The sequence below is a fragment of the Photorhabdus sp. RW14-46 genome, from assembly GCF_963887965.1.
In the GTDB taxonomy this organism is placed as follows: domain Bacteria; phylum Pseudomonadota; class Gammaproteobacteria; order Enterobacterales; family Enterobacteriaceae; genus Photorhabdus; species Photorhabdus laumondii.
This window is the reverse complement of the sequence record NZ_CAWPHH010000016.1, coordinates 28465-54029: the sequence shown is the minus strand read 5'-3', so window position 1 is coordinate 54029 and position 25565 is coordinate 28465. Positions and strand designations below refer to the sequence as shown.

Annotated in this window: 23 protein-coding genes and 2 pseudogenes; 10 read left to right on the top strand and 15 right to left on the bottom strand. The window is 43.2% G+C overall.

Annotated features, from left to right (window positions below; all coding sequences use genetic code 11):
- Positions 1–4 precede the first annotated feature (4 nt).
- Genes AACQ38_RS14025 through tssB form a run of 9 tightly spaced genes read right to left on the bottom strand, consistent with a single transcriptional unit; the run spans position 5 to position 8860 of the window.
- Positions 5–304 (bottom strand): PAAR domain-containing protein, encoded by a 300-nt coding sequence (locus AACQ38_RS14025; RefSeq protein ID WP_173362525.1) that lies wholly within the window; start codon positions 302–304, stop codon positions 5–7.
- Positions 304–900 carry a DUF6931 family protein gene (locus tag AACQ38_RS14020; protein WP_207631865.1) on the bottom strand — a complete coding sequence of 199 codons (597 nt, stop codon included), beginning with the start codon at positions 898–900 and terminating at the stop codon, positions 304–306. The genes AACQ38_RS14025 and AACQ38_RS14020 overlap by 1 nt, the downstream gene beginning before the upstream one ends.
- 34 nt (positions 901–934) lie before the next feature.
- A complete protein-coding gene (locus AACQ38_RS14015; protein WP_165578394.1) occupies positions 935–2941 on the bottom strand; it encodes a type VI secretion system Vgr family protein in 2007 nt (668 codons plus the stop codon).
- A gap of 24 nt (positions 2942–2965) precedes the next feature.
- A complete protein-coding gene (gene tssG, locus AACQ38_RS14010; RefSeq protein WP_165578393.1) occupies positions 2966–3976 on the bottom strand; it encodes a type VI secretion system baseplate subunit TssG in 1011 nt (336 codons plus the stop codon).
- Positions 3967–5778 carry a type VI secretion system baseplate subunit TssF gene (gene tssF / locus AACQ38_RS14005; RefSeq protein WP_109791567.1) on the bottom strand — a complete coding sequence of 604 codons (1812 nt, stop codon included), beginning with the start codon at positions 5776–5778 and terminating at the stop codon, positions 3967–3969. The genes tssG and tssF overlap by 10 nt, the downstream gene beginning before the upstream one ends.
- A gap of 4 nt (positions 5779–5782) precedes the next feature.
- Positions 5783–6223 carry a type VI secretion system baseplate subunit TssE gene (tssE, locus tag AACQ38_RS14000; RefSeq protein ID WP_228985122.1) on the bottom strand — a complete coding sequence of 147 codons (441 nt, stop codon included), beginning with the start codon at positions 6221–6223 and terminating at the stop codon, positions 5783–5785.
- Positions 6224–6277: 54 nt separating this feature from the next.
- The gene (locus AACQ38_RS13995; protein WP_011146547.1) at positions 6278–6772 is read right to left on the bottom strand and encodes an Hcp family type VI secretion system effector; all 495 of its coding nucleotides are present in this window, start codon (positions 6770–6772) and stop codon (positions 6278–6280) included.
- Between the two features lie 56 nt (positions 6773–6828).
- Complete coding sequence (gene tssC / locus AACQ38_RS13990; protein ID WP_011146548.1) at positions 6829–8310, bottom strand: type VI secretion system contractile sheath large subunit; 1482 nt, start codon at positions 8308–8310, stop codon at positions 6829–6831.
- A 7-nt stretch (positions 8311–8317) separates the two neighbouring features.
- Complete coding sequence (tssB, locus tag AACQ38_RS13985) at positions 8318–8860, bottom strand: type VI secretion system contractile sheath small subunit (RefSeq protein WP_165578392.1); 543 nt, start codon at positions 8858–8860, stop codon at positions 8318–8320.
- Positions 8861–9584: 724 nt separating this feature from the next.
- On the opposite strand from tssB, the gene AACQ38_RS13980 reads away from it, so the two are divergent.
- Positions 9585–9839: a toxin-antitoxin system HicB family antitoxin gene (locus tag AACQ38_RS13980; RefSeq protein WP_165578391.1), complete on the top strand. Its 255-nt coding sequence runs from the start codon at positions 9585–9587 to the stop codon at positions 9837–9839.
- 244 nt (positions 9840–10083) lie between these two features.
- Here AACQ38_RS13980 and AACQ38_RS13975 read toward each other — a convergent pair whose 3' ends face one another.
- Both AACQ38_RS13975 and AACQ38_RS13970 read right to left on the bottom strand, forming a co-directional pair.
- Positions 10084–10959, bottom strand: a complete 876-nt coding sequence (locus AACQ38_RS13975) for a phage tail protein (protein ID WP_165578390.1) — start codon at positions 10957–10959, stop codon at positions 10084–10086.
- A 213-nt stretch (positions 10960–11172) separates the two neighbouring features.
- Positions 11173–11994 (bottom strand): phage tail protein, encoded by an 822-nt coding sequence (locus AACQ38_RS13970; RefSeq protein ID WP_165578389.1) that lies wholly within the window; start codon positions 11992–11994, stop codon positions 11173–11175.
- 646 nt (positions 11995–12640) lie between these two features.
- Between AACQ38_RS13970 and AACQ38_RS13965 the strand changes: the two genes are divergently transcribed.
- The 3 genes and pseudogenes from AACQ38_RS13965 to AACQ38_RS13950 all read left to right on the top strand — a co-directional run.
- Positions 12641–12913: a CopG family ribbon-helix-helix protein gene (locus AACQ38_RS13965; RefSeq protein ID WP_011146552.1), complete on the top strand. Its 273-nt coding sequence runs from the start codon at positions 12641–12643 to the stop codon at positions 12911–12913.
- A complete protein-coding gene (locus tag AACQ38_RS13960; RefSeq protein WP_011146553.1) occupies positions 12901–13191 on the top strand; it encodes a type II toxin-antitoxin system RelE/ParE family toxin in 291 nt (96 codons plus the stop codon). Before AACQ38_RS13965 ends, AACQ38_RS13960 begins: the two co-directional genes overlap by 13 nt.
- A 224-nt stretch (positions 13192–13415) precedes the next feature.
- Positions 13416–13592 (top strand): annotated as a pseudogene (locus AACQ38_RS13950) (IS1595 family transposase); the annotation flags it as partial.
- Between the two features lie 36 nt (positions 13593–13628).
- Here AACQ38_RS13950 and AACQ38_RS13945 read toward each other — a convergent pair.
- A complete protein-coding gene (locus tag AACQ38_RS13945) occupies positions 13629–13907 on the bottom strand; it encodes an addiction module antidote protein (RefSeq protein WP_011146554.1) in 279 nt (92 codons plus the stop codon).
- Positions 13904–14206 carry a type II toxin-antitoxin system RelE/ParE family toxin gene (locus AACQ38_RS13940; protein WP_011146555.1) on the bottom strand — a complete coding sequence of 101 codons (303 nt, stop codon included), beginning with the start codon at positions 14204–14206 and terminating at the stop codon, positions 13904–13906. The genes AACQ38_RS13945 and AACQ38_RS13940 overlap by 4 nt, the downstream gene beginning before the upstream one ends.
- A gap of 97 nt (positions 14207–14303) precedes the next feature.
- Here AACQ38_RS13940 and AACQ38_RS13935 point away from each other — a divergent pair, with 97 nt between their 5' ends.
- Complete coding sequence (locus tag AACQ38_RS13935) at positions 14304–14444, top strand: recombinase family protein (protein ID WP_082302859.1); 141 nt, start codon at positions 14304–14306, stop codon at positions 14442–14444.
- Positions 14445–14614: 170 nt separating this feature from the next.
- Here the strand turns inward: AACQ38_RS13935 and AACQ38_RS13925 are convergent.
- Positions 14615–14704 (bottom strand): annotated as a pseudogene (locus AACQ38_RS13925) (class A beta-lactamase); the annotation flags it as partial.
- 694 nt (positions 14705–15398) lie between these two features.
- On the opposite strand from AACQ38_RS13925, the gene AACQ38_RS13920 reads away from it, so the two are divergent.
- Positions 15399–17252 carry a polyurethane esterase gene (locus AACQ38_RS13920; RefSeq protein WP_011146556.1) on the top strand — a complete coding sequence of 618 codons (1854 nt, stop codon included), beginning with the start codon at positions 15399–15401 and terminating at the stop codon, positions 17250–17252.
- 231 nt (positions 17253–17483) lie between these two features.
- Here the strand turns inward: AACQ38_RS13920 and AACQ38_RS13915 are convergent, their stop codons facing one another.
- Positions 17484–18455 (bottom strand): helix-turn-helix transcriptional regulator, encoded by a 972-nt coding sequence (locus AACQ38_RS13915; RefSeq protein WP_011146557.1) that lies wholly within the window; start codon positions 18453–18455, stop codon positions 17484–17486.
- A gap of 296 nt (positions 18456–18751) precedes the next feature.
- Here AACQ38_RS13915 and AACQ38_RS13910 point away from each other — a divergent pair, with 296 nt between their 5' ends.
- From AACQ38_RS13910 to AACQ38_RS13895, 4 genes are read left to right on the top strand one after another with little or no spacing between them, the layout of a single operon-like run.
- Entirely contained in the window at positions 18752–20758 is a 2007-nt protein-coding gene (locus AACQ38_RS13910; RefSeq protein WP_011146558.1) for a TonB-dependent receptor, read from the top strand.
- Entirely contained in the window at positions 20755–21999 is a 1245-nt protein-coding gene (locus AACQ38_RS13905; protein ID WP_165578388.1) for an MFS transporter, read from the top strand. Before AACQ38_RS13910 ends, AACQ38_RS13905 begins: the two co-directional genes overlap by 4 nt.
- Entirely contained in the window at positions 21992–23791 is a 1800-nt protein-coding gene (locus tag AACQ38_RS13900) for an ABC transporter ATP-binding protein (RefSeq protein WP_240002206.1), read from the top strand. The genes AACQ38_RS13905 and AACQ38_RS13900 overlap by 8 nt, the downstream gene beginning before the upstream one ends.
- Entirely contained in the window at positions 23694–25538 is a 1845-nt protein-coding gene (locus tag AACQ38_RS13895) for an ABC transporter ATP-binding protein (RefSeq protein ID WP_242685593.1), read from the top strand. The genes AACQ38_RS13900 and AACQ38_RS13895 overlap by 98 nt, the downstream gene beginning before the upstream one ends.
- The last annotated feature ends 27 nt before the right edge of the window (positions 25539–25565 follow it).

The following is a 25565-nucleotide window of genomic DNA, read 5'->3' as shown; positions in this document are numbered from 1 at the left end:
CATTTCAAGCAATAATCACCAATGGATAGCCTGTGGTAATTGTGCCGCCATGTGCGCACAGATCGCCGAGTCTGGCCGCTGGCCGTCCACCGATCAATACTGTTGGGCTACCCATGACTACGGTATCCGGCGGCCCGACGCACACTAGCATTGAGCCCATTGTTGCCGCGGGCAATCCACCAATCAGCACCGTTGGTACACCTGGTGGCATAATCGGTCCACCTACATGTGGCACCGGAGGTACCGCAGGCGAGACCATTGGACAAATATGCATATCACCCACACGGGCGGCTGGCATTGGCATCATTGTTCTCCTGATAATGTGGCTTCATGGTGTAGATAGTTTTTGCGTCCCTGATCCTGCGATGGCGGCAATTGCCTTAGTTGACCATGTGCCAGTTGAAAAAATTGCTCAACGTACTGCATTTGTCGTTCTGGTTGTTCGCCATAAAGGTGCAATATCAGGCACAACGTATCGGCTAATGCCGCCAGTGACTGCCACGGTTGTGGATAGACCGCTTCCAAATCCGGGGGGGTCATGCTGCCTTCACTCCAAAAAACGGAAAGTGCCAGACATGAGATCGGGTTATCGAACCCGACTGTTTGCGCCTGTTCGAACAGTTCATGACGCAACGGATCACCGCCATCAACCCGCCAGTGCCGCACTTGTTGCAATAACGACCGTTGTCCTTGCATCAGATCGCGTTCGTAAACACAGGAGATAAATGTCAGTGCCAGTTCCAGAGCCTGAGTGTAAGGCAACATAAAAATGGTGTAGTACACTGCGTCTTGCCACAATATTTCTTTATTGAGCGCCGATAGATTCTGTTCATGTGCCGCGTGTTGTTGTAGTACCAATTCCGCCTGTGGCGAAAGCTGGCAGTGTCGTAATTTAACCATGATGGCAAACTCTTATTATTCGTTGATCCTGCTATTAACCAATCTTGGTCAAAGTGCCTTTCACCATAGCAATGCCGGTCGCATCCACCTGAACAATGCCGCCTTTTAGCTGTGCCATTGCACTGCCTTCTACTTTTACCGTGGTGCCAGTTAGCTCCGCCATGCCACTGCTCTTCAACGCCAGTTTTCCTGATCCTTCTACGGTAACCGATGGTGCTTTGATGGTGATCCCGGCCGGGGTAATCGATAATGTGCTGGCACCGACTTTCAGTTCAATGCCCTGATTTGCCGTCATTGTGCATTGTTGACCGACATTGATTTTGGCGTTACCGCTGGATACTTCCAGCTCATAACTGCCTGCACTGACGGTGGTGGTAAAATTGCCACGATCCAGCGTTTGTTTTTTGTCACCTTTTTTCACCTCAGTTAAGGCGTTGCCCTCGCTCAAAATTAATGTGTCATTGCCCTTTTTAATTTGGGTATCGCGCTTTTCTTGGATTTCCCATAACACGTTGCGATCGATCTGCGCCGAAAAATCATTTTTCACTTTCAGGCGCATATCTTTTTGTGAGTGAAGCAAAATAAACTCTTCACCTTTCTTATCTTCGAAACAGAACTGATGTCCTTGCTCCACCGTGCCTTTTGCACTACTGCGCGTCGTAATCCCGCTTTGGGTCTTCTGCCCCGGTAGCGCGAATGGTGGCATCTTCACCCCGTTATAAACCGTTCCGGTCACCAGCGGGCTATCCGGGTCGCCATCAATAAAACTCACCAAGACTTCATTGCCCACACGTGGCACAAATTGTGCACCAAACTTTGCGCCATTCCAGAACTGACTGACCCGTATCCAGCAGGAGCTGTCATCATCTTTTTTATGCTCTTTATCCCAGTGAAACTGGATTTTGATGCGGCCCTGTTCATCTGTATGGATCTCCTCTGACGTCGGCCCTACCACCAACGCGGACAATACGCCGGAAATGTAGGGCCGCGTAACCGAAGGACGCGGACGGAATACATTATTCGCCGGGAATAAGGTCACCTGAGACGAAAACAGTAATTCACCTTCCTCCAGGTTGTTCTCCGCTTTTAATCGCTGGTGGCCGACGGCATAACGGCCATCGGCGCGGGTGTGCCCTTTCAGGGTAAACTGATGCCCCACTTGTAAACTGGGATAACTGTTAACGGCGCGTGCGTAATAGGACTGTGATTCCCATTGTTCCATGCACAGCGTTGCCTGTGTTTCCAGTTGGTTACGTTCCTCCTGACGTCGGTCGTCATAGATAGAAAGCTTGGGATTGGTAGAATAGCCGCTGTTCGCTTTGGCGCTGGCACTGATTGCCGCAGCACTTTTAACGTTATAACCATTCATTTCCGCCGTACCTGGAATCATTGTGCGATGAATATGCCAGGCGCGTAGCCCATAGCCTTGCTGATCACCCATCTTCGATTGATATGGCAATACCGCTAACGGTGCGTTAATAAACGCCGAAGGGTGATCTGCCAATACCAGTACATGACGCCTTTCTTCATGGCGAAAGAAATAGAAAATCCCCGCGTGTTCCAGTTGACGTGTCACAAAGTCAAAATCTGATTCTTTGTATTGCATACAATATTCAAGCTTCGGATAACGGCTTTTTAGCGCCAGTTCAACGTCGTTAAACCCACGTTTACGGAAGATATCACATACCATATCCGGCACGCTGATGCGCTGATAGACGCGCAAATTATGGGTTAATGTCAGCATTTTCAGCCAAGGTTCAATACGTGCTTGATAACAAAACTGGCCGTCGCTAAAACCTTGTTGCTGCAATTCAGTCAATATGCCATGCACAATGCGATGATTCGGCGCTTCGCCAAGACGAAATGCCAAAGGTTTACCGATATGAGACTCCAGCTTATCCCAGTCTGCGTTGGAATAGAGCTGAGCAGAAAATGAATAAGGTCGCGACAGGTGCTCTTCACCTTCTATTTTGTTCAGTGCCACAATATCTGACAGGCTACCGATAACTTGTAAAAAACGATTCTTTTGCCCTAATAGCATCTTTTTATTACCTGCGTTTTTGGTTTAATTTGCGTAGGGACCTGTACATTCAGCCAAATAGAGACGCTGAATATTGCTTTCGCCGGTATCGCCCAAACAACCATCCCACCCCAATTGGCGGCTGCCATTTAATACATTGCCTTGCCCGCTATGCTGTACCAACAATTCCAGTGAAAAGGAGAGCAGCGGTCCGGCAAATTGCCACACCCATTGTGTCAGTTTGCGATATTGTTCATTTCCCGGCATAAAGGCGGCTCGTTGCCGAGCGGCAAACGGCCCCAACTGAATATGAAATCCTGATTGAATATCCCAATAAGCGCGACCCAACATCGGGTTATCACCTAACAAACTGCGACCTAAACAGCAACAGTGTGCCTGTTCAGCATATTGCCAGCGCCCTTTAAAGGGCTGGATGTTGACTGCCATACTCAATTCCCGCTGCAATAGCTGCTGCAAATTCACCATTGAGCGGACCGGTGTTGCCAGCAACCCGACACAGGCGGGATGAGAACGCTGTGTGGTGTCCGCCATCAACTGGCCGGCAACTGCTGGAATGACTGCCGGTAAAGCCCGATAATTTTGCCATTCCGCATGGTTTTGTAGCTCCGCATAGGTTTGTAGCTCGGCATGGTTTTGTAACTCGGTATTAATATATAACCGGTATTTCTGCCATGCCTGAAAACGCAGGCTAAGCAGACGATGAGTAAAAATATCAATAAACGCCTGAGCTGATTCGTCACCATAGCGGTAACGCCTGTCAATCAACCATTCGGTATAACGCAACGGTAATGCGCCAAGGGTGCCTAATAGACCAAAGTGATGTACCGCCATGCGATACTGCTCATCCCCCTCTTGCGGTGGTAATAGCGACTCGACTTCCCTTTCCGGCGCATCTAATGTCAGTACCGAACTGAATTGCACCACATCATCAGGGATGATTGCCGTTTCTTCACGCTGGCGACAACGTTTAAGCAGACGACGTACATTTTGATAAAAACGGCCGCCAACTAAACGCATTTTATTTTCTATAGCCATGTCAGCCTCCCACTGCGACGTGGCCAACGGCGGGTACTATTATTAATCGTCTCTAACTGTGTTACGGTCTGCGTGAAGCTGTTAATCGGTGTATACATTGCGATAAAACGTTCTAACAAGCTGCAAAACAGGTAAAAATCAACAAATTCCCCGGCTTGTGCCTGAAATGTTAATGTCACCTCCAGCCCACGCGCCAGAGAATAGGGATCGGCGGGATTCAGGCGTGCACTTACTGGTGCAATAGCAATCTGCTGTAATTGTGCAATCAACCGCGATATGGCTGGATCGCCAAGCAGGTTGTAGAGTTCTAGCGTCTCTTTTAAACATTGAACCCCTTGCGGGCCACTCAGTAGCATTTGGTTCAAATTGAGTTGCGATACCAACCGCCAGTTCAGTGCACTATTGGGTTGTGGACGTACCGGCAATCGGGGACGGATCAATCCCAGAATTTTTACCCCTGGCAACGCGCTTTCTGATTCGAAATCCCCATCAGGATGACCGTTGCTTAATTGCCGCGGTATATCGCGATTAGTACAGGTCAGACTCAAGATCACCACATCGGTTTCGGGTTTCAGATGTTCGCCACTGCTATCAGAAAAACCGATGAACATATTCATCCCAAGATCGTTATGTCTGAGTGAGGGACGTGGCGTTGCCTGCCAAAACAATGAGAACTGTTCGTCAGATTGCGTATGCCCAATACCAAATAATGACGGCACCGGTTTGGAACTTAATTGTTCCTGCTGACGGCTGACAATTTCGACCTGATCAATGGTATAGACTTCCATACTTTGTGGGCGACGCGCATCCGGTTGAACCAGATATTCATGCTCTGTTTCCAGTGGAATAATGGGTTCCGCATGATGAGGAAACAGATTAATTATCGGCACGCAATTTAGCCGGAAGGTTTCGTTGCTGACTTTATCACTCATACGTTCAATGCGGCGCAATGCGACACAATCCTTAAGCCGAAAACGGTATTGCAGCTCACCTAATGAACGGGTAATCAAACCGGCATCCGGTAGTGGAATATCCAAGAATAAGAATTTTTCTGGGAAACTGAAATAATCACGAAACAAGTGGTGAACCGGATTTATCAATGGATCATCGGCACATAAGTTATCTTGCGGATCAAAGCCCACCACCTGAACACCTCGGCGATTCAGGTTGAATGTACGTTCGCCTAACCGGCATTCCAGTTGCTTAACTTGGGCCGACAACAATTCATACAAGCTATGGGTCAGCATTGGCGCGCCATGTAAGTACAACCGGATATGTTGTGCCTGAAAGCTGGCACCCGGCCACAAGGTAAAATTCAGCGTTAAGATGAAATCCCGATCGTAAGGGTCTGGTATTAGTTCTGCATGCGTTAAATCCAATGGCAACATCTCCAGCGGATATACCGTGCGGAAACGACATGTCACATCACCTACCGGTTGAGAAATCAACGGAGTATGCCGCGCTACCGTCATCATTCCGGTTACACCGGATGTTAACGGGTCCTGTTGAAACTGCACCAACGATACCGACGGTACCTGACGTAGAAACTGTGGCGCTAATACCTCTAACATGGCGTTGCTCAGTTCCGGCATATCTTCATCAATCCGCTGGTGGATTTTTGCTGTCAGAAATGCAAAAGATTCCACCAGACGTTCTACATGCGGATCTTCTGAAACACCTTCTGCGAACCCAAGACGTTTAGCAATTTTAGGAAAACGCTGCGAGAAAGCAGCGCCATATTGTCTTAAATAACTCAATTCCCGGTTGTAATAAGTCAATATTTTTTGCGGTAATAACATCATCTTGTTATTTATCCCATGAAATTGAATAGGTATATGCGGTACTGTTCCATGAGATAGAAAACACCACTTGTTCGTCGAGGAAAATTCCACTCACCCAGAAAATGATATTTTCTGGCGTATTTTTTTGTAATGTAATAACGACATTTTTCAAACGGGGTTCGAACCAGGAAATAGCTTGGTAAATATTATTGCTAAGTGCATCAATACGTTCATCATCGGAAATATCCACATTAATGACATCGGGAACGCCATAATTTAAAACTGATTTCGGCAACTCACCAAATAAAGGGGAAATTTCAGAAATCGGTCTTGATGAAAATAACATACTTAAATCAGAAATCAGGCTTTGGACAACTTCCTGACGTGACCAGATAAGTGCGACACCCTGTTTTTCATCTTGTGGATAATCATCTTTCAGGCGATGAAGAAATGAAGGCTGAATCATCATATTTTTCCGGCTAGAAACTGTCGGCCAAAGGCCGACAGTAAACGGTAATTGTTATTGTTTTTTGTTCTCGATAAGATCCCAACCTTCCGGTCCCACCTTAGTTCCTTTAGTTCCATCTTCTTTAAGTGGCGTAAATGTCCACTTAATTTTGGAATAGGCGATAGAAATCTGTTCTTGTGGGAATTCACCGCCACGTGAACAGGTTTCATGAACGTCAGAGATAATACATTCGTCCATTTCCACTTCCGCATAAGGATGCATTTCGCCTTTGAAAATCGTGCAGATTTCCAGTTTCACTTTCTTAATCGCGGTACCTTGCGCCACAGCAGACAGTAAGCCAATAGAACTGGAATCCATCACCTTCACACAGTCAATGGTACGGAAATCCGCTGCACCAACGGTAATTTTACGTTTACCGCTGTCTGCAATACGTGCATGGTTAAATAGACCAAAATTGACATGTTCCAGCTCAATCCACTCTTTATGTTTGCTGTCGGTACTTTCACCTTTAATACCATCAATTTGTAAAAAGATTGAAGAACTCATAATTAACTACTCCAGTTAGTTGTAATAAATAGGATAAATATTAATAAATAGAAAAATCAGGCAGCCGATGATGGCGGTAAATCAGCAACCAACCGTAAAGACATACTTAATCCTTCTAATTGGAAATGCGGCCTTAAATAGGCTACAGCCCGATATGTTCCCGGTGATCCAGGAACTTCAACAACATCAACTCTTGCCTCCCGTAATGGGTGGCTCGCTTTTATTTCCGCACCAACGGTATCAGAGCCAACAATATATTGGTTGATCCAGTTTTGCAGATAAGATTGACATTCTCCGCGGGACATAAAACTGCCCACTTTGTCACGCACAATCATTTTCAAATAATGGGCGAAACGAGATGTTGTCATAATATATTGCAATTGGGTTGATAATTTTGCGTTGGCATTTGCCAGGTCAGAATTATATTTTCTCGGCTTATTTGGTGACTGTACCGAAAAAAATGCGGCATAGTCAGTTCCTTTATAATAAACCAGAGGAATGAACCCTAATTCTGCTAACTCTTTTTCGCGGCGATCAGAGATAGCCACCTCAGTCGGGCATTGCAGCACATTTTCACCGGACACAGAGGTATAGTGATACGCTGGCAATGCTTCGACCAATCCTCCGCCTTCTACACCACGGATCGCAGCACACCAACCATACTGTTCAAATGCAGCCACCATACGGCCTGCCAGTGCATAGGCGGCGTTAATCCACAGATAACTACCGCTATCCCCTTCTTTTACCTGCTCTTCGAAGCAGAATTGTTCAACCGGGATGGTTTTTGCCCCATAAGGCAAACGGCCAATGACTCGTGGTAACGTCAAGCCGACATAACGAGAGTCATCAGATTCCCGGAAGCGTTTCCAACGCAGATAATCGGATGTTGCAAGCAGTTTGGATAAATCACGTGGACGTGGTAGTTCACCAAAATCATTCAGCCCCAACATGCCCGCGTTGACTGAACTGATAAACGGCGCATGGGCGGCTGCGGCCACATGAGAAATCTGCTCCAGTAAGTAGAGATCTTCCGGGCTGTTATCAAAGTCAAAATCACCGACAAATGCGGAATAAGGTTCACCACCAAAGGTACCGTATTCATATTCATACACATTTTTAAACAGCATTGACTGATCGAAATCCGATGCCGATTTAAAATCTTTAATCAAATCGGTTTTCGTCGCGTTCAACATGCGGATCTGAGTATTATCCGTTTCGCTTTGGTCAAGTAATCCTTTAAGCCCTACCCAAGAAGATTCCAGACGCTGAAATTCCGGGTGATGTAATACCAGACTCAGTTGAGCGGACATCAGCGCATCAATCGCGGCGATACGTTCGTCAATGCTGTTTACCAAATCGCCAGAAACCACCAGTGAACCGGAGGTGACTTCGGCCAGAAACTGGTCGAGCTGGCTTTTTACCCGATCACGATCGGCTTCTCGACGAATGGCTTGGGTGTTATCAATAATTTGATCAAGAAAATCACCACTTGTTTCCGTCGTTTTCAATTCTTGTTGTTCAACAACGCTCTGTTCCATGCTGTCCTCACTGTGCATTGTTATCTTCCGGAATATTGTTATTTTCCGGGATATTGCTATTTTCCGGGGTGACGTCATCTGCTTCTTCATTTACCTGCGGTAATTTATCCGCATGTTCAGCTAGAATTTCCGCCAGACGGTCACGCAATTTTTCATTGCTCAATGCACGGCCTTTCAAATCACTGAGTTTGCCGCGTACCTCTAATAAATGACGAAGCGGTTCTATCTGTTTCGCCAAATTCTCTGGGGTAAAGTCAGCCATTGATTTAAATTGCAAATCGACATTCATAAATCCGCTCTGACCCGGCAGCGCACTTTCAACCTGTAATTCCAATGAAGGTGATAAACCTTCCATCACTGCATTAAAATTATCTTTATCAACCTGCATAAAACGACGTTCACGCATGGGAATAGATTGCTCAGCAAATTGCCCAATAACGCCAATAACCAAAGGCAATTCTTTTTTCTCGACCGCGCCACCTAATTCAACATCATAAGTAATCTGAACTCGGGGCGGTCTGACTTTATCAAGCTTACGTTGAGTATTCATGGCACCTTTTACCTTTATATATGACAGGAAGTGCAAACTTACGTTAAACCGCACCAAACCTGATTAATGGTCTATTTCAGTAAGTATTATGAGATAGACAGTAAGTAGCCGAATTAAGATGAGAAATAGATGAAGAGATCAATTAACGTTATTGATAGTAAGTTAATATGCTGTGACACATTTAATGATATTCAAAACCCACCGTATTTCGGCGGGGAATAAATTCTCACGAATATTGACTTAATGCAATAGCCGTAGAGTGAAACATAATGTTTTGGATTTTATATTATTCTGTAACTAATTGTATTTATGGTAAAAAATCGATAAGGTACATTGTGGTAAAAATGCATTTTCATACTTGTCTTATTTTTCATGCCCCTGTTTTTAATAATCAAAATCTGACGAGTCAGAAAAATGGAAATATAGGTGGAGTTATAGTTTGATTTAATCTGTGGTTAACTTTTTTATGGAAATAAAATCCTTTTTGAGTTTTTATTGCATCAAAGCGCTGATTAAGAAATAGCACTTTATTAATATTTGATTTTGTTTTTTAAGCTAATTAAGTTTGTCGCTAATGAAATATCAACCTGATTTATATTAACCATTAACTTTAAGCGAACTCTTTGATTTTCAGGGATTGCATGAGGTGGTTATTATGGTACTGTGTTTGGAACGTTTAATATTGAGGTTATGACACCGGCCATTGCCATTAGGAGAGTGAGAAATGAGTGAAACATCAACCTATCCATTGCGATTACTGAAATCTCTAAGAGAGGAAGTCACCAGAGTGGCAAAGCGTGATCGTACCAGCGTTAACCAGTTTATTGCTATCGCAGTTGCGGAAAAAATTTCTGCTCTGGAAACTGAGCAATTTTTTTCAGACCGTGCCAAAGCTGCTGATATAAAAGCATTCCGGGATACCCTATTCCGGATAGGTGGAGAAGCGCCTCGTTCTGATGATGAATTTGTTCATCGATAACATACTGAAACTTTTTCAGAGCATAGGAACTGTATTCTTGTCATCTGGTTTTCCAAATATGATGACGATGCTCAATCCAAACTTCGAGCGTGTCTAGAAAGCAATAAAAGCTCATCTTACCTGATGAGCTTTTATTATCCGTGAAAATGATTTTGCTAGCGCCAGGTGTCATGATAAACGATGATATTATTCATAACTAATATGGCTATGGCGATTCCAGTATCTAAGATATATTCTTGTGTTATTATTCCGCTTTTACGATGTAATTAAAGGCGATATTTCGAGGGCGGGTTTCTGTGGCTGCGCGTGCGACAAGTGATGAATCGAAATTGACCACTCTTCCGTAGTCTCCCCCATCAAGTGTATTGCCTCTATGTGTACTATCCCCAAGTGAAAATGCTCCAGCGGCGTTAATAACAACAGCTCTGATAGTTGTAAATGTTCCCGTAATTTTTTGAATGGCATCCTCTTGAGATGTTAAAATTACACGCTTAGCATCCACACCGCGCCCATCATCCCAACCACGAATAAATTCGCCTCTTAAATCGGGTAATCTGCCATCAGGATAAGCTTCTGCTAACTTTGGGTACTGTAATTTATTAAAAGCGGAACCATTACAAGTGAAATAGCCGATAGGTGGATGGGGCAATGGCCAAGGAATAGGAGCACCAACAGGAATCTCACTGGTTGTCTTAATCAATCTATCCACCTCTGCTCGGGTGTATACTTCTGACCGAGTGTATACCTCTGTTCTAGTATATGCTCCCACATCACTCGCATTCAGATTAATATCCTCAGTCAACGCCTTACCATTTATTTTCCGGCTATTAGGCACTTTGCCATCAGTGGCTATTTGTTTTAATGCTCGATTTAGTTGGGTGGTGAGTTTATCTATATCACCATCATCCAGAACATCATCGCCAGATTGTGTCGCAATAAAATTAGCTACCACAGAGGCTATTGTTGATGATTGGCGTAATGTCTTATTTAATACATGCGTAGAGATATTGTCTGGTGGAAACCCTTCCTGCAAACTCTTATCTGCTTCATATTTTCCTTGACTCACCACATTAGCATTATTACTAATAGAAAAAGCTTTGAAATCATTTTTTTGGTTCATATACTTCCCTTAAATTTTATAATTAATACATTAAATTATTAGAAATAATTACAAATAATTTATACTCATTTTTCATAACATAGCGATAAGCTCGTTTTATACGAGCTTTTATTAAGTCAATGTGCTGATTTAAAAAATATTTTTATCAACATTTAAAGTCGGTAAAACTTTAACGATATTATATTTCAGTATTTAAGATATATTTTTGTGTTATTATTCCGCTTTTACAATGTAGTTAAATGCGATATTTCGGGGTCTGATCCGTGAATAAGGCATTCCAACAGAAACGCTTTGTGATTTTTCTGGTGCTTGATATTGGTAATAATCTTGTACATAGTAGGCTGTACCGTCCATGTCCGTTAAGGCATGTCCTATTTTATCTGTGTAAAGGCCAGCATATGAAGCGATAGTAGAGCTTTCCTGCCAGGATAATAATTTTCGCCCATTATCAGCACCACGCCCATCGTCCCAACCACGGATAAATTCTCCTCTTAAATCGGGTAATCTACCACTGGGATAAGCTTCTGCTAACTTCGGGTACTGTAATTTATCAAAAGTAGAACCATTACAAGTGAGATAACCGATAGGTGGATGGGGCAATGGCCAAGGAATAGGAGCACCAACAGGAATTCCACTGGCTGTTTTAATTAGTCTATCTACCTCTGTTTGAGTATATGCCCCCACATCGCTCGCATTCAGATTAATATCCTCAGTCAACGCCTTACCATTTATTTTCCGGCTATTAGGCACTTTGCCATCAGTGGCTATTTTTTTTAACGCTTGGTTTAGTTGGGAGGTGAGTTTATCTATATCACCATTATCCAAAACATCACTACCAGATTCTGTCGCGATAAAATTAGCTACCACAGAAGCTATTGTTGATGATTGGCGTAATGCCTTATTTAATACATGTGTAGAGATATTTTCTGGTGGAAACCCTTCCTGCAAACTCTTATCTGCTTCATATCTTTCTTGACTCACTATATTAGAATCATTTCTAATGGAAAAAGGTTTAAAATCATTTTTTGGGCTCATACATCCCTCTTAAATTAAATTATTTTCTTATGTAATTAATACATTGAATTATTGTATAGATAACTCTATCCATTGGAGATAATCATAGTTTAGTTCAAAAAAATAATAATGGACTATTTTTATAACTTACAGGATTGATTATTTTTGTATAAGAATTAAATAAAAAATTAATGCATGTGAATTATTATTTCACTGAAAAGTAAACCTATATGACAATAAAATTAAAATATGAAAATGATTTTATTTGAATAATAACGGAAATAAAAAAATAGATGACAATGATTTGGTAAATGTTTTTTCAAATTTGTAAAATAATATTTCAATGTTCTGCTTTGATTTTATTTTCAATAAATATCTCAATATGCATGTTTATTTCTTATTTAATATAAGCATGCATATTTAAATATTTCATCATCCTTAAACCCAAGGATTTAGTATTGGCACGCCGGTCAATTCAAAATCAATCACATTTCGTGTGACGACAGTCATACCATGAACCAACGCGGGGGCGGCGTAGATTACGTTCAAATTCAGCCAACGTGCCAAGCGCAAGTGAAAAACGGAGGTTTTTTTACCTAGTAGTAAAGCGGAGATTTCATGATATAGTATTAAAAGGTATTACCTTCTAATATTTAGGTGGAAGAAAATGGCAACCTCAGTAAAACTTGACGATAACTTGAAAAGCCGGATCCAGTATTTGGCAGAAGTGCGACATCGTTCAGCTCATTGGATAATGCGTGAAGCTATACGTGACTATGTAGAGCGCGAGGAAAAGCGTGAATCTTTCAAACAGGATGCATTGCGTGCTTGGGAAGCGTATCAAGAGAATGGACTACACCTGACGCTTGAAGAAGCGGACGACTGGTTAGCTAAGCTCGAAGCAGGAGAAGATGCGGAGTTACCTGAATGCCACGTTTGATTTGGTCTCCGCCTGCTCTCGCTGATATACAGCGGCTCTATGGTTTTCTTGCTAAAAAAGACAAAGACACTGCTCGTCGAGCTATTAAAACAATACGTGCTGGCGTGAAAATGCTGGCACGTCAGCCTGAAGCAGGACGCCCTGCTGACGATATGGATCCGGCATTCCGAGAATGGCTTATTGATTTTGGAAGTAGTGGCTATATCGCCTTGTATCGGATTGAGGGTGAAACAGCAACAATTTTTGCTGTACGGCATCAAAAAGAGGCCGGATATTAAAATCAGACAGATGACGGCTAATGAGAAATAATCACCACTACCGGTTTTATACCTACTACCCAACATGCATATTTAAATATTTCATCATCCTTAAACCCAAGGATTTAGTATTTTTCGTGTGACGACAGTCATACCATGAACCAACGCGGTGGAGACGATAAGTGCATCACGCTCTGAGCATGGATTTGGAATATGCAACCGGGCACACCGCTGAGCCACAGCCATACTGGGGCGGGGCTCAGCACGGTCCCCGAGGGCGAGGGGCAAAAGGGAAATGCCCTTTCGTTGCGGCAGTTTCAATGAATGAAAAGGGCCACCCTATGTTCATGCGTTTCAGCGTTGTGAAAGGGTTTAGGTTTAAGACCGGGGAACTTACCCGTTGGCTAAAGAGCCCCAAAAGTTGAAGTATAGCGTCCAACTTTTGGGGTGCAGATCAATTAAGCCCCTGTGAAATGAAGTTTCAGCCCTAACGCTTTTGTTATTTTCATCATAGCGCTGAATGTTGGATTACCTTTTCCTGAAAGAGCATGATATAGCCCTTCTCTGGACATACCGACCTCTCTTGAAAGCTGGCTCATGTTTCTGGCTCTGGCAATATCACCCAGCGCAGACAGTACCAATGCCGGATCACCATCTTCCATAATTTCATTAAGATACATTTGCATTTCTTCTTCACTGTTTAAGTGTTCTGCAATATCATATTCTTTCAGTTTCATAGCTCCCCCTCAATCTCTTTGTAAATGGCTTTTGCTCTGGCTATATCTTTTTGCTGTGTACTTTTATCTCCCCCACACAACAAAACAACGATTACTTTTCCGTGATTTTTTAGATAAACCCTGTAGCCTTTACCTTCATGAATCCGCATTTCTGAAAACCCTTCCCCTACTGGCTCTATATCGCCAGAATTACCGTTTTTCAGTCTGCGAATTCGTGCCTGAATCTTTGTTTTTACCCTGATGTCTTTCAGGGCATCAATCCAGTTATCAAATGTTTCTGTACTTAATACAGTTATCATTCCTTTGCCCCTTATACTTCGATAATTAAAGTATACGCCATATTTCCTTATCGTCAAATATATCTGACACAATAAAGGGGCAGAAAATGCCCCTTTATTGTGTGCCACATCAGATACGTTAATCGTGACAAAGTTAGACAGACTCGCGCGTTCAGTGGATTACTTATCGCAAATCGCCAGTCGCTTTCAGAGTGAGAATATCGATTTGGTCGTCCTAGATCAAAATATTGTTCCCTGAGTTCCCCATCTGGCCCTACATACTTATAAAGAGTCTGTCTGCTAATCCCAGGCTCTTCACATAATTCAGATACGCTACAATCTCTACTCTTCATGGAAGCTTGTGCCAAGCGAACCTGAGATTTTGTGAGTTTAAAAGAACGTCCGCCTTCACGTCCTCTTGCTCTGGCCGCTGCCAGCCCATGCCGGAAAAGCAAAGTTGACCAATGGAATGGTGATACCGGCTAATAACAACGAACGCCGCAACGGGGAATGTTTCATATTTGGTTCTCGTAACTCGTAATATAGATAATAAAAAAACGCATTATAGAGAGAAAAAATTAATGTCGCACTATTTTTAATAAAATTTTATTATGGCGATTTTTATCATTATAAGTATTGTGTTTAATCTGCGATATAATGTTAAATAATCTTTAATTTAATGCGATGGTAATTATAAAGTTCGTTGTTAAATAGAAAGTCAATATATTGTATTTGTGAATTTCTTATTAAAGAAATTATATTAAACATCTATTCTAATCAATAAGGTATTTATAGAGAATAACGGGTTTTAATTTTCTTTTTCTAACCAATTAAGTTAATCAGCGATAAGAGTTTTTTCTCTTAATTTACATGTTTATATTTATTTTATGTGCACTAAATGGAATTAACCAATCTCTCTTTATAATGTTATGGACTATAGCTCTTCATTAATTTAGTCACTTTAGAAAACTATCAACGATGATAATAGATATGTCAGCGTGTTTATTCTCACTCGCGAGACCATTTAGCATATAAACTTGATTTATTCAATTAAAGTTTTGTAAAAATATTAAATTTTCATTATGGCTCACTAATTTATAAATTTTTAGATAATTACTCTTTAAATGATCTCCGTCAATCTATACTTACCTAGTCAGTTAATACTTTTAGAACACTTTTTTAACTTTATTTTAACTTAATAAGGATATGCATCATGGGTGTTTTTCAGTACAAAGACTTTGATGACACTACTTCCAAAGAGTTATTTTCCGACGCAAAAACTATCTCCGGGTATGCTTACCATAATCTGGGTAGCGGATTTGCCGAGGGGTATTACAATTATGGTTTTGGTTTGGGGATGCCATTAACGTTGTTGACCGCAATTCTCGGCAGCACGACATCGCAGGGCATCACACCTAAATTGCCTTGGAATCCGGACGCAGAAAAGCAAGCACAAGATAAACTCAATGACGCAGGATGGTTTACTATCAGTGCTGATGAGTTAGGTTATCAGGGCAAAACGGATGCCCGCGGTACTTTTTTCGGCGAAAAATCAAGTCATTCCACTGCTCAGGCAGAGGTAATGGGAAAATATGATGCTGATGGTAATTTGATTTCTATTGGCATTGCGTTTCGCGGTACGAGTGGTCCCCGAGAGTCAATTATTACCGATACATTCGGCGACATTATGAATAATGTGTTGGTCGCTTTAGGTAAGAAAGACTATTCGAATGACTACGCGCCAAACGCTTTCGGTCGGCTGCTGGACCATGTCGCTAATTATGCCAAAGCTCATGGTTTGACGGGCAGTGACGTTTTGGTCAGCGGCCATAGTTTGGGTGGGTTAGCTGTGAATAGTATGGCGGAGTCTAGCGATACAAAATGGGGGGGATTCTACTCCCAGTCGAATTATATCTCTTTCGCTTCGCCATCACAGTATGAGAAAGGTAACAAAGTGCTGAACGTGGGATACGAGAATGATCCCGTATTCCGCGTATTAAACGGCACTAGCGTTGATTCATTCTCTCCGGGTGTTCACGATGTACCAAGGGATTCGGCGACAAATAATATTGTTAATTTTAACGATCATTATGCGTCAGATTGGTGGAATGTCTTGCCTTTCTCTATTGCTAATCCGTCAACTTGGGTTTCGCATGTGACGCCATTTTATCAGAGCGGCATGCAACGTATTATGGATTCAACGTTCTACGATCTGACTCATAAAGACTCTACTATTGTTGTCAGTAATCTTTCCAACGTCACCCGTGAAAATACCTGGGTGCAGGATTTGAACCGGAATGCTGAGAAACACACGGGGAGTACTTTTATTATCGGTACCGACGGCAACGACCTAATTAAAGGTGGTAAAGGAAATGATTATCTGGAAGGGCGCGACGGCAATGATATCTTCCGTGATGATGGCGGATTTAACATTGTTGCCGGCGGGAAAGGCCATAATACCTTTGACTTACAGAAGTCACTAAAAAATGCAGAAATAGCCTATGACCAGGCAGGTACATTGTATATGCGTGATGCACAAGGCGGTATCACCATTGCTACGGATATTTCCACTATAAGAAGTAAAGAAAGTACCTGGCTGTTTTTGACTAAACAGGTGGATTCTCAAGTCAGGGCCGATGGTTTGTATTCCAACAGCGGATTGAAGACGAAATATGCCAATTCAGTCACAGGCAACGATGGGAATGATACTCTGACTTCTAAAACCTCCGGTAGCTGGCTGTTCGGTCTGGATGGCGATGATACGTTGATCGGCTTCGGCAACAATAATGTCTTCGTCGGTGGTGAAGGTAATGATGTTCTGAAAAGTCAGGGTAATAACAATACCTTCCTGTTCAGTGGTGATTTTGGACAAGACATCATCTATGGTTACAACAAGACGGATAAACTGGTGTTCTTGGGTACCGAAGGCAGCAGTGATAAAAGTAATTATCTGGATCATGCTTCTATGGTGGATAATGATCTGGTGTTTACCTTCGGGCAAAACTCAGTCACTCTGGTTGGCGTCAGCATGGATAGCTTATCGGTGGATAACATAATATTGGCATAACATATATACCCAATGGATTTTAAGATGGATCGCGACGGCAAGGGAGTGAATCCCCGGGAGCATAGATAACGATGTGACCGGGGTGAGTGAGCGCAGCCAACAAAGAGGCAACTTGAAAGATGACGGGTATAAATCATGCGATACCCCAATTATATGGGGTGGCCATGTCAAAATGGCCATCTTTTTTTAGAGTCAGCTAAATAGTCAACATGGTAAAACAGAGATTTTCATTTATTTTCCGACCATGATATTTTCTGTTAATAAAGTGTGACTAACGGCATATTTCGCCTGCCATGCTTTAGGATTGATCAAATAATGTTGCCGGAAGCGTTTAGAAAAATGGCTTGGACTGGCGTAACCTACTGCGGTAGAAACATCAATAACACTCATGCCTTTTTTCAATAAATCTTCTGCGGTCGTCATGCGGACGTTTTCCAGATATTGATGGAAAGTGCGAAAAACAACCGCACGAAATCCCTCTTTTAATTTCCGTTCATTTAAACCAACCGCTCTTGATAATGATTTTATTGTCCAAGGGTAATGATAATCACTGTTAATTATTTTTATTGCATTATAAACGGCGCGGCGTTGTAACCCGTTGACCATATTATATTGGCAATCATAAACTTGAGACGCCACACAAGCGAGTATTTCTAACGCTTTTGCCTTTAAATAAACCTTTCTTACATTGCCACTTAATTGGCACTCTTCTATTTGGTTCACTATTTGCATAAATGGTGGGTAGATGGGAGATGCCATCATCAATACATCACTGTAACTGGCGTTCTTTTCAAAACCTGCCGCTAATTGAGTAAAAGGTGGCAATTCCTGAGCTGCAATTTCGTTCAATGAAAAACGAATGTCGAGTATATGCCATGATCCGCAGCCAAAAAAGTTCATGCCTCGTGTCATTTTAGGTGAATAGAAAAATATCATCATTCCTGAATGAATATCTAATTCATCACCGTTTTCAATCGCCATTTTCCCTCTCCCGTTTAAAATAAACGCAATTGACACCGTTGGCGGTCCTTCACAATATTCTGTAACATCTTTGTTGAGTTCAAAGCGTAGCCGATTTATGTGAATGCCGTCAGATAATTCCTCAATCAGTACAGGTGTACTTTTACTATTTTTATCCTCATGTGAATAATTACAATAATCAGCAGTGAAAACTTCTAATTTTTCACTATAGATTGTCTTCATGAGACCCCCTGTAGAATTAGCATCAGATGCCAGTTAAAAATTGTTTCCGTACTTAAAACAGTATTTTTTACATATTAAAGACATTATATTTTTACTGTGTATATATATTCTGATTGTAAATATCACACAATTTATCATTAATGAGAATCATTATCAATAGTACGTAATGCGCTACTTTTGTCCCTATTCCGTTAGCCTTGATGGAAGACTATCGATAATCTCCCGTTATGTTTTTTGTTTTACCACACCTAATTTTCGTAAAACATGATTTAAACAGTGCATAACGAGTTATTTATATGAGAAAAAAATACGCTAGGGCGTCTGTCTTATGTTGTTTAATTTCGCCTGTGGTATGGGCAGAACATTCGTCTGGCGCGACAGAAGATGCTTTGATTGTGACGGCCAATAAGCGAGAAGAAGCGTTAAATAAAGTGGATGGTAGCGTTCTGGTTAAAACAGGCGAGGAACTTGTACAGGCCGGTATCACTCAAGTACAAGATCTTGAGCGCGCTTTCCCTGGTTTACAAATCCGCTCACGAGGTAATAGAACCTATTCAGCAACCACCATTCGCGGTATTAGTTCACCGGATTTCTACTCGCCTTCTGTTCGAATTTATGTCGATGGTGTTCCTCAGGATCACCAATTCCTAACACAAGAATTAATCAACGTGGAACGTGTCGAACTATTACGTGGCCCGCAAGGGACTTTATATGGCGGAAATGCACAAGCGGGTGTTATTAATATCGTCACCCGTTCGCCGCAAGAAGGCCCTTGGCTTAACCTTTCAGGTAATTACTCCAAGTTGAAACAAGGTGGTTCTTTCAGCGGATCAATACCGCTTATTGAAGATCTCCTTTATGGTAGTACCAGCCTGCGTTGGGTAAAAGAGCCTGGGCAAATTGATGCACCAAATCGTGGCGATAAAAATATTGATTCCAGCAAAACCTGGCTTGGTCGAGGACAACTGACATTTGCGCCAGAAGATTCTTCGTTCAGTGCTGAACTTAGCTTTGCTCATGAAGATCTCGATTCCCATGAAGAGCTCTATCTAAACGACGAACAATTTCGTCGGAAAGAATATGATGGCCCTATCCCTGATTTAACCCGGCGGGTTAACAGTTATGCATTCAAGGCTGAATATGATTTCGGCGACAGTGTATTAACCAGTGTGACTTCTTATCAGGATCGCGATATTTACCGTGATTTCATTGGTGGTAAATGGAAAGAGAAACATCATGCCACTACGCAAGAGCTGCGTTTGAACTCCAATTTCTCAAATGGGATTACCACTGTTCTCGGTGGCTGGTTCTCAGATGAAAAGAATAAACATCATACCAGTGGTTATCCCGGTTACTATGGCGATGCGGCTAACACAATAAAAGGAAAATCGCTGGCACTGTTTGGTGAGGTGAAATTACCCTTTGCTTCTCAGTGGGATTTGACTCTGGGTGGTCGTTTGTCCCATGAAAAATCGCAGATAGACTATGCGGGCCGTTCTGGCATGGCAGCAATCGAAGCTTTTGATAACCAAGTTTCCAGCAAGGAGTTTACACCTAAGACTGCATTGGGTTGGCAATTGACGCCAGATACCCGTTTCTATCTCTCTGCCACTAAAGGGTATAAACCCGGTGGATTTAATAACATTGTCTCCTCCGCCAATGATAGCAAACCCTACAATACTGAAACCTCAGATAATTATGAGCTCGGCTGGCATACCTCGTTCTTTGATAATGCAGTGACATTAGACAGCGCTGTTTACTACATTCGTTCGAAAGATAAACAAATTTATGTTGGTCCGATCGGTGCACAGTTTATACGCAATGTGGGTAAAGCAGAGAGCAAAGGCATTGAGTTGAGTAGCCAGATTAAGCCAATGAAAGGGCTGAAATTTTCTCTTGGAGGAAGCGTAGGCAAATCAAACTTCACTGATGCAACCGATGCAGAGAATGGCATAAATTATGACAATAAACGTCTGCCTTATGCGCCAGATGTCATGCTTAATGCAAGTTTTGACTACTTGATTGATCAAACATTGTTACCCGGTAACCTCTATTTAAATGCCGGTGCCCGCTACTATTCAAAAAGCTACTTTAATGAAGCGAATACTCTTGAACAGGGGGGATACACCCTCTATGACGCATCATTAAGTTTAGAAATGGCACATGGGGTGAATGTAAAACTCTATGGCGAAAATCTGGGCGATAAAAAGTATCGTGTCTCAAGTTTCACCGTGGGGCCAAATACGCTCAGTATGATCAATAAAGGCTTGAATGTTGGGCTGGATGTGAGTATCTCACTATGACGCATAATATCTCCCATCCCCGCCATATATCGTTGCTATTATTGACTTTGGCAGGGGTTTATACCCTCCAAAGTACGATCGGCATGTTAACGTTACAAAGTATGCCAGCGTTTTTGCGTAGCCACGGCGTAACCCCGGATAAAATCGGCTTGCTCTACTTGTTGATGCTGCCTTGGGCATTCAAATTCCTTTGGGCACCTATTATAGAGCGCTATCGTAAATCGGGTTCGGGGGATACAAATCCCCGTCGTATCATGATTTGCGGTAATCTGTTAATTACCTTGCTTTTTTGTGCAATGTCACTGGCAAAACCTGCCGAACATATGCCGCTGATTATCGTCGGTCTATTTCTAATCACCATTTGCCTGACGGTGGTGGATACCACCACCGATGGTCACGCTATTGACCGGTTATCACCAAAACATCGCCCTTGGTGCAATGTTATGCAAGTTGGCGGCGGTTATTTGGGTTCTATCATTGGCAGCGGTCTGTTTCTATACCTGGTTTCACTGTATGGTTGGCACATTGGTGCCGGGGTATTAGCCATCGTGATTCTATTGATGTCACTGCCTGCCCTATTTTTACGCGAAACACAGGTAGAAAAAGCACCAACGGTTTTAAAAGCCCCGGTTGCCCCTTCTCTCAAAAATGCACTCCGTCGGGCACCGGTTAGACAAGCATTGGTTTTGATATTGCTGTGTATGATCGGTACGCGCCTTTCACTTGGTATGCTTTCGCCGTTTTTGATCGATCGCGGTGTGGATTTAACTCAACTTGGTATCATTGTCGCCAGTGGTGGTGCATTAGCTGGATTATCTGGTGTTCTGCTTGGTGGCATCATTGTACGTAAATTCGGTGCTGTCCAGACTTTACTGTCTGTCATACTGCTTGAATCTATCGTATTAGCCGGTATTTTCTGGCTTGCCCGGCAACCAGAAGCGCCGTTATCCCTGCTTTCAGCCGCATATGTTTTCATCACCTTAATCACTGCCGCCAAATTTGTTGCGCTGTATACCCAGATGATGTCGCTCGCCGCGGGTGCTCAGTCCGGTGTGGATTTTGCATTGATGCAATCCGCAGATATGGGTATTGCAATTATCTGTTCAGTGTTGGGTGGATTGATTGTTACTAAAGCAGGCTATTCTGCCCTTTTCGTTCTTGCACTTCTCTTCACTTTCATTGCCTTGTTCTGGATATTGCGTAAGTTCCATAATTTCCACAAGGAGAGCGTGAATGCGTAATCATGATACTTCTGCTCAGAGTTCGCCGGAGCAGCGTGCGGCTGATGCCGGCGTTATTAAAGAGTTATGGTACATGATGCGCCCATACCGCACGTTGAGTTACGTTGCTATTGCACTTGCCATTCTTTCCGCCGGCCTGCAAATATTGCCGGCGGCGGTTGCCGGGCTCATCACCCAATCTATCTATGACGGGCAATATGACACGCTATTGAATTATGGCGTTATGTTATTGGGATTCACGTTTGCCGCTATGTTGACCTTTAGTGGTTCAACGTTTTTTGCTCATTTGGTTGCTGCCGATGTGCAAGCTGATGTTCGCCGCAATATCAGCAGTAAGTTGAAGTCTGTACCTTTGGGCTTTTTCATGCTGACCGACAGCACTGAAATAAAAAAGATGATGCTAGATGACGTCGAACAGCTTGAAGATGGTATTGCTCATATCATTCCAGAGATGTCTGCTACCTTATTTGGTCCATTGATCGCATTGAGTGTCATGTTAGCCATTGATTGGCGGTTAGCCTTGGCGGCCTTCGCGCCGACTTTGGGTGCCTGCTTGTTATTTGTCTATATTCAGATAAAAGTTCAAACGACAACTCAGCGTTTTTATGCAGCCCAAAACCGTATTGCTTCAACAATGGGTGAAGTTATTAATGCGATTCCTGTGGTCAAAACCTATTCAGGCGGCAAGGTTGCGTTGCAACGCGCTGAGAAAGCGTTTACTGCCCTGACTCGGATTATTGACGTTTGGGTTGAGAAAGTGCAGGTCAAATCCAGCCGGTTTTTCGTGTTATCCAGTGCTAACCTGTTGTTTGTCCTCCCTTTGGCGGTCTGGTTATTGAACCGACAAGAGATCACTTTATTCGAATTGACTTTCTTTATTTTGGCGGCAATGGCATTCGGTAATATTGCCTCATCCATGTTCGCTGTGATGACACGTTTGCAACAGCAAGAGGCGTTGATCACACGTTATCGTTGGTTAATGAATCAACCTGAACTAGCGCCTTGCACCCAAAGCCAAACACCCGCCGATCACAGCGTCGCCCTGCACAATGTCAGTTTCTCCTACCAAGATAAGCAGGGGAATGCATTAAATAACATTTCATTTTCTATACCGGCGGGCAGTTCATTAGCTTTAGTCGGTGCCAGTGGTTCGGGTAAATCTACTGTAGCGAGTCTTATCGCACGTCTTTGGGACCCTCAGCATGGTCAGGTGACTATTGGCGGTGTTGATATCCGTAATATGGATGAACCGACGTTACGCAATAACGTCTCTTTTGTTTTCCAGCGGGTGTTTCTGTTCAACGATACGGTGGCTAATAACATACGATTAGCCCGTCCTAATGCCTCACTGGCCGAAGTTGAAACGGCGGCTACCGCAGCGCAAGCTCATCAATTTATTCAGCAATTACCACAAGGCTACGACACCGTACTGAACGGTGGCGTGAGTTTATCGGTAGGTGAAAAACAGCGTATTGCCGTTGCCGCCGCTATTCTGAAAAACGCCCCAATTCTTGTATTGGACGAAGCTACAGCCTATGCCGATCCAGAATGTGAAAAAGAGATGCAACAGGCACTCAATGCCTTATGCCGCAATAAGACTGTGATTGTCATTGCCCATCGTCTACCGACTATCCGTCATCTTGATCGAATAATGGTTTTAGATAAAGGACAGATTATCGAACAAGGAACCCATGATGAACTGGTCGCACAGCAAGGTGCATACGCCAGACAGTGGGCTGCTTGGCGGGGAGAAAAAACCGGGACAGGAGCAAATTATCATGGGGCTATTTAATCGTCTCCAGCAACATCTATCACCAAAACTACAAAGAGTTTGGTTTAAGGGATTGTTATATAAACAGTTTGATACCGTTGCGATTATGGCTCAACTGGCTATTGCTGCCTGGGCTATTACCCATCTAGGGGAAAGTGACAATCCTATGTTGCCGCTTATCACTTTGGGATTACTGGTTATTTTATTGTTGCTGCGATTTACTTTTATGGCTCGCGCATTACGTAAACTCACCATTGCCGCCTATGGTTTAGGCATAGAAATTCGTCGCTCTCTGCTACAACGCCTTGTCAGTATGTCTGTCGCCACTATTCGGGGATTGAGCGCTGGAAAAATAGCGTTGACGTTATCTGAAGATGTGCAATGGCAGGAAAATCAGTCAGCCTATACCACACCGCAAATCGCTTGTCAGGTGATGATGCTGACTCTCATCTACTTAGCTTTATTCTGGTTCGATTGGGTGGTTGCCGGTAGTGCATTATTAGTGTTGATGGTTGGGATGTTCATCTTGGGAGCTATCCGTAAAAAACTGAATGAAATATTGCGCTTGCGTGCCACTATGATGGCTGAGGTATCCGAAGCTATCGTTGAGTACGCCCAAGGTATGTCCTTTATTCGTGCTGCGGCAGCAACCACGACGGTAGAACAGCGTTTTGACCGCGAAATCGACCAATTACGTGTCGCATTCCGCCGCGGGGTATTCAGAAGTATTCCGCTACTGAGCCTGTTTTACATCATCATTGATACCAGCGTGGTCGTTGGCATTCTGGCTGGTGCTCTGCGTTTTAATTCACCAGAAGCATTAACACTTTCAGAAATACTTATCACTATTCTGTTGTTGTTTGCCACGATTACCCCTCTACGTGGGATCATCCCCTTACTCAATATTACGGCCTTAACGCAAGTAGGTGAAACCCATATTGCAGAGATAGAAGCCGTTGCAACGCAAGCTTCCGGGCCACTAGCTGCGCCAGACAAATATGATGTTGAAGTTAATGACATTTCGTTTAGCTATCCAGGTACCAATCAACCCGCTATCCGAAATGTGTCGTTTTATGCGCCGCAAGGCAGTATGACCGCTATTGTCGGACCCAGTGGCAGTGGGAAATCCACACTGGCTTATCTATTACTCTCTTTCTATCAACTGGATAAGGGAGAAATCCGTCTGGGTGGAAATGATATCCATCATTACCAAACCCAAGCATTGTATGACACCGTGACTATGGTATTTCAGGAAACCGCACTATTTCAGGATACCGTCGCTAACAATCTCCGGTTGGGTGATCCCAATGCAACCCAATTAGAACTGGAACAAGCAGCTCGTCTTGCCAATATTCACGATACGATTTTGGCATTACCACAAGGATACGATACTCCGCTAGGCGTGGATGGCGGTACGCTGTCTGGTGGCGAGCGTCAGCGCCTTGCCATTGCCCGGGCCATTTTAAAGCAATCTCCGGTTTTATTCCTTGACGAAGCGACGGCTTCTCTCGATCCCGAAAACGAACAGTTGATACAACAGGCGTTTGATTCTCTTACCCGGAATAAAACAGTTTTTGTTATCGCTCATCGGCTGAGCACGATAACCCGCGCTGACCAGATATTGGTGATGGATCATGGAACCCTTTGTGATAGCGGCACTCATGACGAATTGTTAGCGCGTTGTTCACTTTATCAATCTCTTTGGGAAAACCATCTCGGCTCAGAAGAGCACTGGCATCTATATCCAAATAAGCCAAATAAGGTGTAACCCCCACCGCTTCGTAACCGTTATTAT

Excerpts from the sequence above, each read along its gene's own strand:
- AACQ38_RS14025 (WP_173362525.1), bottom strand. The coding sequence starts at position 304 with ATGCCAATGCCAGCCGCCCGTGTGGGTGATATGCATATTTGTCCAATG.
- AACQ38_RS13940 (WP_011146555.1), bottom strand. The coding sequence starts at position 14,206 with ATGATAACTGTATTAAGTACAGAAACATTTGATAACTGGATTGATGCC.
- AACQ38_RS13920 (WP_011146556.1), top strand. The coding sequence starts at position 15,399 with ATGGGTGTTTTTCAGTACAAAGACTTTGATGACACTACTTCCAAAGAG.
- AACQ38_RS13945 (WP_011146554.1), bottom strand. The coding sequence starts at position 13,907 with ATGAAACTGAAAGAATATGATATTGCAGAACACTTAAACAGTGAAGAA.
- AACQ38_RS13995 (WP_011146547.1), bottom strand. The coding sequence starts at position 6,772 with ATGAGTTCTTCAATCTTTTTACAAATTGATGGTATTAAAGGTGAAAGT.
- tssE (WP_228985122.1), bottom strand. The coding sequence starts at position 6,223 with ATGATTCAGCCTTCATTTCTTCATCGCCTGAAAGATGATTATCCACAA.
- AACQ38_RS13960 (WP_011146553.1), top strand. The coding sequence starts at position 12,901 with ATGCCACGTTTGATTTGGTCTCCGCCTGCTCTCGCTGATATACAGCGG.
- AACQ38_RS13910 (WP_011146558.1), top strand. The coding sequence starts at position 18,752 with ATGAGAAAAAAATACGCTAGGGCGTCTGTCTTATGTTGTTTAATTTCG.
- AACQ38_RS13915 (WP_011146557.1), bottom strand. The coding sequence starts at position 18,455 with ATGAAGACAATCTATAGTGAAAAATTAGAAGTTTTCACTGCTGATTAT.
- AACQ38_RS13970 (WP_165578389.1), bottom strand. The coding sequence starts at position 11,994 with ATGAGCCCAAAAAATGATTTTAAACCTTTTTCCATTAGAAATGATTCT.
- AACQ38_RS14020 (WP_207631865.1), bottom strand. The coding sequence starts at position 900 with ATGGTTAAATTACGACACTGCCAGCTTTCGCCACAGGCGGAATTGGTA.
- AACQ38_RS13980 (WP_165578391.1), top strand. The coding sequence starts at position 9,585 with ATGAGTGAAACATCAACCTATCCATTGCGATTACTGAAATCTCTAAGA.
- tssB (WP_165578392.1), bottom strand. The coding sequence starts at position 8,860 with ATGAATACTCAACGTAAGCTTGATAAAGTCAGACCGCCCCGAGTTCAG.
- AACQ38_RS13975 (WP_165578390.1), bottom strand. The coding sequence starts at position 10,959 with ATGAACCAAAAAAATGATTTCAAAGCTTTTTCTATTAGTAATAATGCT.
- AACQ38_RS13965 (WP_011146552.1), top strand. The coding sequence starts at position 12,641 with ATGGCAACCTCAGTAAAACTTGACGATAACTTGAAAAGCCGGATCCAG.
- AACQ38_RS13895 (WP_242685593.1), top strand. The coding sequence starts at position 23,694 with ATGAACTGGTCGCACAGCAAGGTGCATACGCCAGACAGTGGGCTGCTT.
- tssF (WP_109791567.1), bottom strand. The coding sequence starts at position 5,778 with ATGATGTTATTACCGCAAAAAATATTGACTTATTACAACCGGGAATTG.
- tssC (WP_011146548.1), bottom strand. The coding sequence starts at position 8,310 with ATGGAACAGAGCGTTGTTGAACAACAAGAATTGAAAACGACGGAAACA.
- AACQ38_RS13905 (WP_165578388.1), top strand. The coding sequence starts at position 20,755 with ATGACGCATAATATCTCCCATCCCCGCCATATATCGTTGCTATTATTG.
- AACQ38_RS13900 (WP_240002206.1), top strand. The coding sequence starts at position 21,992 with ATGCGTAATCATGATACTTCTGCTCAGAGTTCGCCGGAGCAGCGTGCG.
- AACQ38_RS14015 (WP_165578394.1), bottom strand. The coding sequence starts at position 2,941 with ATGCTATTAGGGCAAAAGAATCGTTTTTTACAAGTTATCGGTAGCCTG.
- tssG (WP_165578393.1), bottom strand. The coding sequence starts at position 3,976 with ATGGCTATAGAAAATAAAATGCGTTTAGTTGGCGGCCGTTTTTATCAA.